This window comes from Streptomyces sp. NPDC048002, from assembly GCF_040653275.1.
Classification (GTDB): Bacteria; Actinomycetota; Actinomycetes; order Streptomycetales; family Streptomycetaceae; genus Streptomyces.
Genome location: NZ_JBEZNL010000064.1, coordinates 1 through 13,190, shown reverse-complemented (window position 1 = coordinate 13,190; position 13,190 = coordinate 1). Strand labels below are relative to the sequence as shown.

6 protein-coding genes are annotated in these 13,190 nt (G+C 74.0%); 5 read left to right on the top strand and 1 reads right to left on the bottom strand.

Translation table 11 applies throughout. From position 1 onward, the window contains the following. The first annotated feature begins 103 nt into the window (after window positions 1–103). Together AB0E07_RS38510 and AB0E07_RS38505 are read left to right on the top strand one after the other, a co-directional pair. Window positions 104–1,078, top strand: coding sequence for an aspartyl/asparaginyl beta-hydroxylase domain-containing protein (locus AB0E07_RS38510; RefSeq protein ID WP_362262748.1), 975 nt, complete (start codon window positions 104–106; stop codon window positions 1,076–1,078). A gap of 3 nt (window positions 1,079–1,081) precedes the next feature. Then, window positions 1,082–1,849 (top strand): 4'-phosphopantetheinyl transferase superfamily protein, encoded by a 768-nt coding sequence (locus AB0E07_RS38505; protein WP_362262746.1) that lies wholly within the window; start codon window positions 1,082–1,084, stop codon window positions 1,847–1,849. A gap of 124 nt (window positions 1,850–1,973) precedes the next feature. On the opposite strand, the gene AB0E07_RS38500 is transcribed toward AB0E07_RS38505, so the two are convergent. Beyond that, entirely contained in the window at window positions 1,974–3,281 is a 1,308-nt protein-coding gene (locus AB0E07_RS38500; RefSeq protein ID WP_362262743.1) for an MFS transporter, read from the bottom strand. A gap of 110 nt (window positions 3,282–3,391) precedes the next feature. On the opposite strand from AB0E07_RS38500, the gene AB0E07_RS38495 reads away from it, so the two are divergent. The 3 genes from AB0E07_RS38495 to AB0E07_RS38485 form a co-directional block, all read left to right on the top strand. Further along, window positions 3,392–9,517, top strand: coding sequence for an amino acid adenylation domain-containing protein (locus AB0E07_RS38495; RefSeq protein ID WP_362262740.1), 6,126 nt, complete (start codon window positions 3,392–3,394; stop codon window positions 9,515–9,517). A 51-nt stretch (window positions 9,518–9,568) separates the two neighbouring features. Beyond that, window positions 9,569–10,678 carry a MupA/Atu3671 family FMN-dependent luciferase-like monooxygenase gene (locus AB0E07_RS38490; RefSeq protein ID WP_362262737.1) on the top strand — a complete coding sequence of 370 codons (1,110 nt, stop codon included), beginning with the start codon at window positions 9,569–9,571 and terminating at the stop codon, window positions 10,676–10,678. Further along, a partial coding sequence (locus tag AB0E07_RS38485; protein WP_362262734.1) for an amino acid adenylation domain-containing protein occupies window positions 10,675–13,190 on the top strand: 2,516 nt, incomplete at its 3' end. The genes AB0E07_RS38490 and AB0E07_RS38485, both read left to right, overlap by 4 nt.

Sequence of the window (13,190 nt, the reverse complement as noted above, 5' to 3'; positions counted from 1 at the left end):
AAGCACACCGCGCACGAGCACAGCGCGCGTGAGTACTTCGCGCACGAGCACCTCCGCAGTTTACGAGCACACCTCCGCAGACACGAGAGAAGAGAGGCACGTCATGAGCAGTGGCAACCTGAGCGCCGCCCGCTTGAAGGGTGACTTCGACGTCGAGCGGCTGCTGGCCGAACTCGCCGTCCTGGAACGCACCCAGTGGGCGGCCCAGCGCACCTACGGCGAGAGCCTGGAACCCAGCGAGGACACCGTCCTCGACTGGCGGGTGCTGCCGCTGCGCAGCCCCGAAGGCCGCGCCGACCGCACCGACCCCGGCGGCCTCGGCCTCGTCGAGTACGCCGCCACTCCCTGGCTGGAGAAGACCCCCTACATCAAGTCCATCCTGGACAGCCTGCCCACCGAACTGCGGGCCGTACGGCTGATGTCGCTCGGCGTGGGCGCCGAGGTCGACGAGCACCGCGACCAGCCGTACGGGCTGGCGGCCGGCTGGGTGCGGATGCACATACCGTTCGTCACCAACCCCGACGCCGTCCTGACCCTCGACGGACAGCCCCACACCTGGCAGCCCGGCACCTTCTGGTTCGGCGACTTCTCCACCCCGCACTCGGTGCGCAACGGCGGCTCCGAGCGCCGCGTCCACCTCGTCATCGACGCCTACGTCAACGCCGAACTGCTGGAACTGTTCCCGGCCGAGTTCCGCGACCGCATCCGCTGGTCCGAGGTGTTGCTCAACCGCCCCGAGATCCCGCTGACCGAGGAGGAACTGACCGAGTTCACCAGCACCTTCACCATCCCGGACGCCTTCCTCTACGGCGAGCCCGAGGATCTCGCCGACGACAGCCGGCCCGACCGTACCGCGCGGCTCCGGCTCGACGGCGGCCGGCTCGTCCTGGAGGTCGACGACGAGCCCAGGGCGGCACTGGTGCACCTGGGCGAGGGCGAGTTCCGTGCCCTCGGCTGGACCGCCGAGCGCACCCTGAAGGCCGAGCGCACCGGTGACGGACTGCGGCTGCGTTTCCGGATGCGCCACGGCAGCCGTATGGAGGAGACCGTCCGGACCGCCGCGACGGCTGCGGCCTGAGCCATGCCGTACGCCACCGGCACGCTGCGTGACCCGACACAGGTCCGTGCGTTCGACCCGGCGGCGGTCACCGGCCGGCGGCTCACCCCGCCGGCGGCGGGCGGGCCCGCGCACATCTGGCTGCTGCGCGCCGAACGGCACCGAGCGGCGGTCGTGCGCGCGGCGCCCGAGGTGCTCGACGCGCAGGAGCGCGCCAGAGCCGCGGCCCTGCGGGTGCCGACGGACCGGGAGTGCTACCTCGCCACCCACCTGGGGCTGCGCCTGCTGCTCGGCGCCTATCTGGGCACCGAGCCGGCGCGCGTGCCGCTGACCCGGTGGCCGTGCCCGCTGTGCGGCGGACCGCACGGGCGGCCCGGGGTGGTGGGGGACCCGCTGCACTACTCGCTCAGCCACAGCGGCGGTCTGGGACTGCTCGCCTTCGCCGCCGCCCCGGTCGGTGTGGACGTCGAGGCAGTCCCCTCACCGGCGGCGGTGGCCGAGGCCGCCGAGGCCCTGCACCCCCGCGAACGCGACGAACTGGCCCTGCTGCCCCCGTCCGCCCGCCCGCGCGCCTTCACCCGGGCCTGGGTGAGAAAGGAGGCCTATCTCAAAGGACTCGGTGTCGGCCTCTCCGAGTCCCCGGAGTCCTGCTACGTCGGCACCGGCACCGAACCCGCCGGCACCGACCGGGCCTGGCTCCTCACGGACGTCCCCGTCGGCCGGGGAGCGGCCGGCGCGGTGGCCGAACAGACGGCCATGACCGCAAGCGGCCGACAGGACGGACGTGCCTGAGGCAGGACACGGACGTGGACACGGCCCGGCTCCGGGCCCGTCCACGCCGGGTCCGCCGCCCGGCAGCGGCACACAGACACAGGACGGGAGGTGAACGACGCCGATGGAACCGACGGCAGCACCATCAACGGGATGCGGCACGGGCACCGGATTCCGCACCGACTCCGGCACCGGGAAGGTCGCGCAGGCCGCGCAAGGGGCGCGACAGCAGCGGAAGGACCGCCGCCACCAGGGCCCCGGCGACGATCCACATCGTCGGACGCGGCCCCACGGCGGAGGTCAGCGCACCGGCGGCGACGGCGCCCAGCGGAACCGTGCTGTAGTTGATCAGCAGCGCCGTGGAGGTGACACGGCCGAGCAACTCCTGCGGGCAGTACGACTGCCGGAAGCTGACGAGGATCACGTTGCAGGCGACGAGCCCGGCCATCGTCATCGTCGAGCCGATCACGAACAGCGCGAGCCGCGGCCCCGGCGCCGTGAGGGGGATCAGCAACCCGAAGAGCGAGCAGCCGAGTTGGGCGGTCACGAGGGCGCGGGCCGTGCCCAGCCGGCGCGCGAGGCGGCGCGCGCACAGCACCCCCAGCACCCCGCCGACCGCACCGCACGAGCCGAGCAGCCCCACCGTGCCCGCGTTGAGGCCGACCGAGCGGACCAGGAACAGGATGTACGTCGCCTCGTAGCCGGCCAGCGCGAGATTGGCCGCCGCGCCGAATCCGATGACCGTCCGCAGCAGCGGATCACGGCCGACGAAACGCAGCCCCGCGGACATCTCCTGGCGCAGTCGCACCCGGCCACCGGCGCCCCGCGGCTCGTCGGCCCGTATGCGGCGCAGACACCAGGACGACACGACGAACGAGACGGAGTCCAGCAGCAGCCCCGGGACCGTGCCGAGCAGCTGGGCGAGCAGCCCGCCCGCACCCGGGCCGGCGATCCGTGCCAGATGCTCACCGCCCTGCAGCTTCGCGTTGCCCTCCAGGAGTTCGGACCTGTCCACGAGGACCGGGAGATAGCTGGAGTACGCGGTCGAGAAGAACACCGAGGCCGTGCCCGTCAGGAAGGCCACCGCGAGCAGCTGCCAGACGGTCAGCACGTCCAGCCACCAGGCGGCCGGAACGCTCGCGAACAGCGCCGCCGAGACCAGGTTGCACACATGCATCACCGGGCGCCGGGGCCACTGGTCCACCCAGGCGCCGGCCGGCAGCCCGAGCACCAGCCACGGCAGCCACGGCGCGGCCGTCAGCAGCCCGACCAGGGCGGGGGAGGCGTCCAGCGTCACGACCGCGGTGAGCGGAAGCAGCACCGACGTGACACTCGTGCCGAATCTGCTGGTCGTCTCACCGATCAGCAGCAGCCGGAAGTTGCGGTGGCCGAACAGGCCGCGCCCCGGCGTGCTCACGGCTGCGGTGACGAGCGGTCTTCCCTCAGCGGTCATGGTGTGCGGGACGCCCTCAACTGCGTTGGCCGACAGAGGAGTTCACGCTACACGAGCCCTGCGGCCCACCCGGGCCGGACGCGACGCCCCCTGCCCACGCGAGGAATCCGATGACCGACGGCCCGCCCGACTCGTTGACGCGCTTCCTGGACTGCGTCCGGCGCCACCCCGACCGCCCCGCGGTACTCACCCCCACCGGCTGCCTGACGTTCGCGGCACTGCACGACCGTGTGGAGTCGCTCGCCACCGCACTGCGGCGAGCGGGCGCGGGACCCGGCACGGTGACCGGCGTCGCCCTGCCCCGCTGCCCGGACCTGGTGGCGGCACCGCTCGCCGCGTGGCGCACGGGATCGGCCTTCACCCTGCTGGACCCCGCCCACCCTGGTGCCCGGCTGCGCGCCCTCGCCGGTATGTCGGTGGTCGTGACGTCGGACGGCGGCGACTGGGCGCCGGGCGTGCCGACGGTCAACGCGGCGGCACCGCCCGCCCCGGGACCCCTGCCCGCGTGCACCGCCCCCCGTGACGCCACCGCCTACGCCGTCCCCCGCCACGCCACCGCGTACGGCGTCCCCGACGACGCCACCACGTTCGTCGCGCAGCGCGACGCCACCGCGTACGTCGTCCACACCTCCGGCTCGTCCGGCCGGCCCAAGCCGGTCCAGGTCTCGCACGCCAACGTCGCCCAGCTCGTCGGCGCGCTGGAGCGCGCCGGCTGTCACTCCGCCGCGCCCGGTCGGGTGGCATGGCTCGCGGGGGTGTCCTTCGACGCCTCCGTGCAGCAGTGGCTCAGGATCTGCCGAGGGGACACACTCGTCCTGCCCGACGAGGCGACCCGGCAGGACCCGCCGCGCCTGGCGGCCTTCCTGCGCGCGGCGCGGATCACCGACCTGGACGCCACCCCGGCGCTGTGGGCGCTGCTGCGCCCCCATCTCGTACGGCGGGCGCCCGGTGAACTCCCCCTGCGGCTGCACCTGGGCGGTGAGCCCGTGCCGCGCGCCATGTGGGACGACCTGGTGACGCTGGCCGCCGACGGTTCCGTGACCGCCCTGAACCTGTACGGCCCGGCCGAGTGCACGGTCGACGCCACCGCCGCGCCGGTCATGGGCCCGGACCCGGTGATCGGGGGCCCGCTGCCCGGCGTACGGGCGCACGTCCTCGACCGGCGGCTGCGGCCCGTGCCCGACGGGGACAGCGGGGAGCTGTACCTCGCGGGCGGACAGGTCGCCCTCGGCTACGCCGGTCTGCCCGCGCTCACCGCCGAGCGGTTCGTCGCGGAACCCGGCGGCCCGGCCGGCTCGCGCATGTACCGCACCGGGGACCGGGTGCGCCGCTCGGCGACCGGCGCGCTGGGCTACGAGGGCCGTACGGACGACCAGTTCAAACTGCACGGCGTGCGCATCGAGCCGGGCGAGATCGAGGCCGTCCTGGCCGGCCATCCGACAGTCGCCCGCGCCGTCGTCGTGCCCCGCGAGGACCGGCCGGGCGACCGCCGCGCCGTCGCCTACGTCACCGCCCGCGCGGACGCCGGACCGCCCGAGCCGGCGGACCTGCGCGCCCACTGCGCCGACCGGCTGCCCCCGGCACTGGTGCCCTCGGCGATCGTCGTCCTGGACGCCTTCACCCCCGCGCCGGGCGGCAAGGTGGACCGGGCCGCCCTGCCCGCGCCCGACTACGCCCGCGCCGGCCGCGGCGGCACCCCGGAGGGCGAACGCGAACGACGCCTGTGCCTGCTGTACGCCGACGTCCTCGGGGTACCGCGCGTGGGCCCCCATGACGACTTCTTCGAGCTGGGCGGGCACTCGCTGCTGGCGATGCGGCTCATCGGCCGGGTCCGCGCCGCTCTGGGCGCCGAGGCGGAGGTGCGCGACCTGTTCGCCGCCCCCACCCCGTCCGCCCTGGCCGAACGGCTGGCGGCCGCCGCACCCTCCCGGCGACCCGTCCTGCGCCCGCTCCCGCGCCCACGGCGCCTGCCCCTGTCGTACGCCCAACGGCGGCTGTGGTTCCTCGACCGCCTGCACGGGCCCGGCGCCGCCTACAACGAGCACATCGCCCTGCGCTTTCGCGGCCCACTGGACCGGTCGGCGCTGCGGGCGGCCCTGCACGACGTCGTCGTACGGCACGAAGCGCTGCGCACCGTCTTCCCGGAGGACGCCGACGGCGAGCCGTACCAGCACATCCTCGGCCCGGACGAGTCCCGGCCGGACCTGCCCTGCCCGGAGGTCACCGAGGACGGCCTCGCCGACGCGCTGCGGGAGCGGGTGACCGTCCCCTTCGACCTGGCCCGGCAGGCCCCGCTGCGCGCGGCACTGTTCCACCCGTCGCCCGGCACCCATGTCCTGCTGCTGGTGACCCACCACATCGCCAGCGACGGCTGGTCCCTCGGCCCGCTCGCCCGGGACCTGGCCCTCGCCCACCGGGCGCGCTGCGCCGGCCGCGCCCCCGACTGGCCCGAACTGCCCGTCCAGTACGCCGACTACACCCTGTGGCAGCGTGCGCTGCTGGGCGACCCGGACGGCCCGGACAGCCTGCACAGCCGTCAACTGGCCTACTGGCGCAAGGAACTCGACGGGCTGCCGGAACGCCTGCGGCTGCCCGGGGAACGACCGGCGGGCGCTCGGCACCCCAGCGGCCGGGGAGGGACCGTCCCCTTCGTCTGCGGTCCCGAACTCCACAGCGCACTGCTGGAGTTGGCGCGCGCGCAGCGCTGCACCCTGTTCATGGTGGTCCGTGCCGGGCTCGCCGTGCTGCTGAACCGGCTGGGTGCCGGGGACGACATCCCGCTCGGTGTCGCGAGCGCGGGCCGGGGCGACCCCGCCCTGGACGACCTCGTCGGCTTCTTCGTCAACACGCTCCTGCTGCGGACCGACACCTCCGGCGACCCGACGTTCCGGGCCCTGCTGGAACAGGTCAGGGAGACCGACCTGGCCGCCGCCGACCATCAGGACCTGCCCTTCGACCGGCTCGTCGAGGACCTCAATCCGCGGCGCGCGGGCCACCAGCAGCCGCTCTTCCAGGTCATGCTGGCCTTCCAGAACACCGCCCGGGCCGACTGGGACTTCGGCGCCGGGCTGACGGTGACGCCGCAGCCGGTGCGGCGGGACCGGGCCAGGTTCGACCTCGCCCTGTCGGTCACCGAACTGCACACCGCCGACGGCGCTCCCGGCGGTCTGCGCGGGGACCTGGAGTACTCCCTCGACCTGTTCGAAGCGGCCTCCGCCCACCGGCTGGCCGCCCGGCTGACGGCCGTCCTGCGGACCGCGGCCACCGACCCGGACCGCCGCATCGGCGGCTACGACCTGCTGACCGAGGACGAGCGCCCGCGTCCGTCGACCGCCGCGGCACCCGTGCTGCCCGAAACCCGCGACGCCCTCCACCTGTTCGAGGACCGGGCGCACCTCACCCCGGACGCCGTCGCCGTGCGCTTCGAGGGCCAGCGGATGACCTACGGCGAACTCGACGCCCGCGCCGACCGGCTCGCCCACCGCCTCGCCGCGCGCGGCACAGGCCCCGACGTCGTCGTCGCCGCTGCCCTTGACCGGTCCGCCGACCTGATCGTCGCGGTGCTCGCGGTATGGAAGACGGGAGCCGCGTTCCTGCCGGTCGACCCCCGCTACCCCGCCGCCCGCATCGCCCACATCCTCACCGACGCCCGTCCGGCGCTGCTGCTGACCGCCGCGCACCTCAGCCTGCCGGACACACCGGCGCTGCCCCGGATCGACGTCCAGGACGACGACCCGCACGACCCCGCACGGCCCGCCACCCACCCCCACCCCGCACGCCCGCACCCCGACCACCTCGCCTACGTGATCTACACGTCCGGCTCCACGGGCACCCCCAAACCGGTCGCCGTCACCCGGGCCGGGTACGCCCATCTCGTCGCCCACCAGGCGGCCACCCTGGGCGTGGACAGCGGCAGCCGGGTCCTGCAGTTCGCCTCGGCCGGCTTCGACGCCTTCTTCTGGGAACTGGGCATGACCCTCCCGGTCGGCGCCGCCCTCGTCCTGGCCCCTGCGGCCCGCCTGCTGCCCGGGCCCGAGCTGGCCCGCCTCGCCGACGAGCACGCGATCAGCCATCTGACCGTGCCGCCCGCCGTCCTGGGCGCCCTGTCGCCCGACGCCCTGCCCGGCGTCACCACCATCGTCGTCGCGGGGGAGGCGTGCGGCGCCGATCTCGCCGCGCGCTGGGCACGGGGCCGCACCTTGATCAACGGCTACGGCCCCACCGAGGCGACGGTCTGCGCCACGATGAGCGAGGCCCTGCGCCCCGACGGGAACGTCCCGCCCATCGGCGACCCCGTGCGCGGCACACGCGTACACGTCCTGGACGACCTGCTGCGGCCCGTGCCGACGGGCGTGACCGGCGAGCTGTACATCGCCGGCGCCGGACTCGCGCGCGGCTACCGCGACCGCCCCGGCCCGACCGCGGAACGCTTCGTCGCCGACTCCTTCGGGCCGCCGGGAACCCGCGCCTACCGCACCGGAGACCTGGTGCGGCGAACCTCGGACGGACGGCTGGAGTTCGTCGGACGCATCGACGACCAGGTCAAACTGCGCGGTCACCGCGTCGAGCTGGGGGAGGTCGAGGCCCGCGTCGCCGCCGCCGACGGGGTGGCCCAGGCCGCGGTCGTGCTGCGCGAGGACCGCCCGGGAGAACGCAGGATCGTGGCGTACGTGGTCCCCGAGGCGCCGGCCGGGCAGGACAGCGGCGAACGCGGACGCGTCGAGGACTGGCGCCAGGTCCACGACGCCGTGTACGCGGGGCCCGGCGCGGCACCCGGCGAGGACGACTTCTCCGGCTGGCACGACAGCCGCGACGGCACCCCCATACCGGTGGAGGACATGCGGGAGTGGCGGGACGCCACCGTCCGCCGCCTGCGGGAACTGCGCCCCACTCGCGTGCTGGAGATCGGCGTGGGCAGCGGTCTGCTCCTCACCCCGCTCGCGCCGCACACCGCCGAGTACTGGGGACTGGACTTCTCCGCCGCGGCGATCCGCCGGCTGCGCCCGCGGGTGGACGGGCTCGGCCTGCCCGAGGGGCGGGTGGTGCTGCGGCAGCAGACCGCGCACGACCCCACGGGCATCCCCGAGGGCCACTTCGACGTGGTCGTCCTCAACTCCGTGGTGCAGTACTTCCCGAACGGCGCCTACCTCTCGCGTGTCCTCGACGTCGCCGGGCAGGCCCTGGCCCCCGGCGGGCGGCTCTTCGTCGGCGACGTCAGGAACCTCCGGCTGCGTGACCGCGCCCGTCTCGGCGACGTACCCGAACTCCTGGTCGAACCCGACTACTTCGCCGCCCACGCGGCCCGTTCGGGCCGGTTCACCACCTGCGACGTGCGGCTCAAGCGCGGCGAGCGGAGCAACGAACTGACCGCTCTGCGCTACGACGTCGTCCTGGGCACGCGCGCGGCCCCGGACGAAGCCGAAGCCGAAGCGGGCGCCGGACCGGTACTGCGGTGGGGATCCGACGCCCGCACCCCGGACGCCGTCGCACGGTTCGTCCGCACCCGGCGGCCCGCACGCTTCACTGTCACCGGCGTGCCCAACGCCCGGCTGACCGGCTTCGTCCCCGATGGGGGCGGCCCGCGCCGCGCCACCGCCGACCCCGAACACCTCGCCCGCCTCGGCGAGGAGCTCGGCTACGGCGTCGCGCTGCGCTGGTCCACCGCCGGGGACGACACCTGCTTCGACGCCGAGTTCACCGAGGGCGGCAGCATCCCCGAACCCCCGGTGCGCGCCACGGCGGACGGTGACCTCGCCCGGTACGTCGGCACCCCGCGCACCGCGGCCGACGAGCACGGCCTGCGCCAGTCGGTACGCCGCCAAGTCGCCGCGTTCCTGCCGGACTTCATGGTGCCGTCGGCCGTGGTGGTCCTGGACCGGCTGCCGCTCACCGCGCACGGCAAGACGGACCGGGCGGCCCTGCCTGCCCCGCACACCGCGCGGACCGACGCTCCCACCGTCCTGCGCCACCCGCGCACGGACCGCGAGAAGGCCCTGTGCGCGATGTACGCGGACCTGCTCGGCCTCGACGAGGTCGGCACCGACGAGAGCTTCTTCGACCTCGGCGGCCATTCGCTGCTCGCCACCCGTCTGGTCAGCCGCATCCGCGCCGACCTGGACATCGACATCCCGGTGGGCACGCTGTTCGACGCGCCGAAGGTGGCCGATCTCGCCCCGCGCCTGGACGGCGCGCCCGCCTCCCGGCCGCCACTGCGGCGCATGCGCCGCCCCGACTGAGACCCGCCCGGCGTGAACCGGACCGCAACCGACCGACAGGGGAGCACCGCAATGGACTTCAGTCTCTTCTACTTCGCCGACAACAGCGCCGGCACGGCGGCAGGCGACCCCCGCGGCCGGTACGACCTGCTCCTGGAGGGAGCCCGCTTCGCCGACCGCAACGGCTTCACGGCCGTGTGGACGCCCGAACGCCACTTCCACCCCTTCGGCGGGCTCTACCCCAACCCGGCGGTGACGGGCGCCGCGCTCGCCACCGCCACACACCACGTCGCCATCCGCGCCGGAAGCGTCGTCGCGCCCCTGCACCACCCCGCCCGGATCGCCGAGGAATGGTCCGTGGTGGACAACCTCTCCGGCGGACGCGTGGGTGTCTCCTTCGCCTCCGGCTGGCACCCGTCCGACTTCGCCCTCGGTCACACCGCGTACGCCGACCGCAAGACGGTGCTGATGCAACGCCTCGACGACGTACGGCGGTTGTGGCGCGGCGAGCCGCTTGAGGTGACCGACGGCAACGGGGTGCCCACCACCGTCCGCGTCTTTCCCCCGCCCGTTCAGCCGGAGCTGCCGGTCTGGGTGACCAGTGCGGGCGAGGTCGACACCTTCCGCGCCGCCGCCCGGGCCCGCGCCGGGGTGCTGACGCACCTGCTCCACCAGGACCTCGACGAGCTGGCCGAGAAGATCGCCGAGTACCGCAGCACGGCCCGCCGCACCCACGACGGCTGGGACGGCCATGTCGCCCTGATGCTGCACACCTATCTCGCCGAGACCCGCGCCGCGGCCCGCGACACCGTGCGCGAGCCCCTGCGTGACTACCTCAGGAGCTCCATCCACCTCGTGACCCGGTCGTTCACCGGGGCCGACCCCGACTTCGACCTGGACTCCCTGGACGAGGAGGACATCGACTTCCTCCTCACCCGCTCCTTCGAGACCTACTTCGACCAGCGGGGCCTGTTCGGCACCGTCGACGACGCCCGCCGCACGGTCGACGCCGTGCGCGCCGCGGGAGTCGACGAGATCGCCTGCCTGATCGACTTCGGCGTCGACACCAAGGCCGTCCTCGCCGGACTGCCCCGGATCGCCGAACTCCGCGCACCTTCCGCCGCCGACCGGCCCGGCGCCGGCCCAGCCACCCACCGAGCCCGGAGGTCGAGTTCCGCATGATCCCCCTGTCTTTCTCCCAGGCCCGCTTCTGGTTCCAGGAAGAGCACGGCGGCGACCACGTCTCACCCGCCGCCCCCGTGCTGCTGCGGCTTCACGGGGAGCTGGACACGGCCGCGCTGCAAGCTGCCCTGCGAGACGTGGTGGCCCGCCACGAGAGCCTGCGCACGGTCTTCCCGGTGACCGACGGAGTACCCCACCAGCGGGTGCTCGGCCCCGACCGGGCCTGCGACCTGGCGCTGGCCGCCACGGACGTCACCGCGGAGGAACTGCCCGACACGATCGCCGCGGTGTGCGCGGGCCGCTTCGACCTGTCCCAAGAGCTGCCGGTCCGGGCGAAGCTGCTGGCCGTCGGGCCGGCGGAGCACGTGCTGGTGGTGGCGGTCCACCACATCGCCTTCGACGGCTGGTCGGTCGGCCCCTTCGTACGCGACCTGTCGACCGCCTACGCGGCACGACTGCGCGGCACTACCCCCGTGCAGACCGAACTGCCCGTGCAGTACGCCGACTTCACCCTGTGGCAGCGAGAACTACTGGCCTCGGACGGCCTGGAGGAGCGGGAACTCGACTTCTGGCGCTCCGCGCTCCACGCCCTGCCCGACGAACTGCCCCTGCCCTTCGACCGCCCCCGCCAGGCAACCGGCACCCACCGCGCCGGACTGATCGAATTCACCCTCGCACCCCCCACCCTGCACGCACTGGCCCAGGTCGCCCGCCACCACCGGTCCAGTCTGTTCATGGTGCTGCATGCGGCGGTGGCGGGTGTGTTGTCGCGGGTGGGCGCTGGGGAGGACGTGGTGGTGGGCAGTCCTGTGGCGGGGCGTTCGGATGTGGGTTTGGAGGAGTTGGTCGGGTGTTTCGTGAACACGGTGGTGGTGCGGTCGGATGTGTCGGGGGATCCGTCGTTCGGTGAGTTGCTGGGCCGGGTGCGGTCGGGTGTGCTGGGGGCGTTGGAGCATCAGGACGTGCCGTTCGACCGGGTGGTGGAGGCGGTCAATCCGGTGCGTGCGTCGGGGCGGCATCCGTTGTTCCAGGTGATGCTGAGCCTGCAGAACAACGCGGGCGCCCACGGCGACTTCCCCGGCCTGGACACACACTGGGAGTACCCGGCACCCGCCGCCACCACCGACTTCGACCTCCTCTTCGACTTCCGCCAAGTGGACGAGGAGATCGAGGGACGGCTCCTGTTCGCACAGGACCTCTTCGACGACGACACGGCGCGGGGACTGGCCCGCCGCCTCGTACGGTTCGTTGACCAGGTGGCCGCCGACCCCGAACTCCGCCTGAACGCCGTGGACCTGCTGGGGCACGCCGAGCGTGCCATGGTCCTCGCCCGGGGCACCGGCGCCGAGCAGGCATCACTGGACCGGTCGGTGGTGCACCGGTTCACAGCACAGGTGGCCCGCACCCCCGACGCCACGGCAGTGGCGTGCGGCACGCGCGAGCTGTCCTACCGGCAACTCGACGAGAGCGCCGACCGGTTGGCCCATCACCTGCTGACCGCGGGCGCCGGGCCCGAGCAACTGGTCGCGATCGCGATGGAACGCTCCGCCGACCTCGTCGTCGCCCTCCTGGCCGTCCTCAAGACCGGCGCCGCCTACCTCCCCCTCGACCTGCACAGCCCCGCCGCCCGGCTCGGCGCCGTGCTCAACGAGTCGAAACCCTGCGCCCTGGTGGCCGACGCGGCGACGCACACCCGCGCGGCGCTGGGCGACGCGGCACCGACTCTCCCTGTCATCCGGGCCGACGACCCCCGCCTCGCCGCGGCGACCGAGGGCGCGCCGAGGACGCCGTACGCCCCGCCCGTGGCCGGAACCGACCAGATCGCGTACGTGATGTACACCTCCGGCTCCACCGGACGCCCGAAGGGCGTCGCCGTCACCCACGGCAACATCCTGGGCCTCGCGGCGGACACCTGCTGGACGGCTCAGGACCACTCCCGCGTCCTCGCGCACTCGGCGCACTCCTTCGACGCGTCGACCTACGAACTGTGGGTGCCGCTGCTCAACGGAGGCACGGTCGTCGTCGCACCGCGAGACACCTCGGCCGCCGCACTGGAGCGCGCGGTCGACTCCCACGGCGTGACCGCGGCCTTCCTCACCACCTCACTCTTCAACTCCCTCGTCGCGGAACGCAGTGCTGTTCTCGGCGCCCTCAAGCACGTCTGGTTCGGCGGCGAGCAGGCATCGGGCCCCGCCGTGGCCGAGGCACAGCGGCTCTTCCCGCACATCAGCGTCACCAACGTCTACGGCCCGACCGAGAACACCACCTTCACCACGTACGAGCACCTCACCCCCGCCTCCTTCGGCCAGCGCGAGAAGCCGTCCATCGGCAGTCCGCTGGACGGCTCCCGCGTGTTCGTGCTGGACGCCGGTCTTGGGTTGGTGCCGGTGGGTGTGGTGGGGGAGCTGTATGTCTCAGGTGCGGGGGTGGCGCGGGGGTATGTGGGGGCGCCGGGTGTGACGGCGGGGCGTTTTGTGGCGTGTCCGTTCGGGGGTGCGGGGGAGCGGATGTA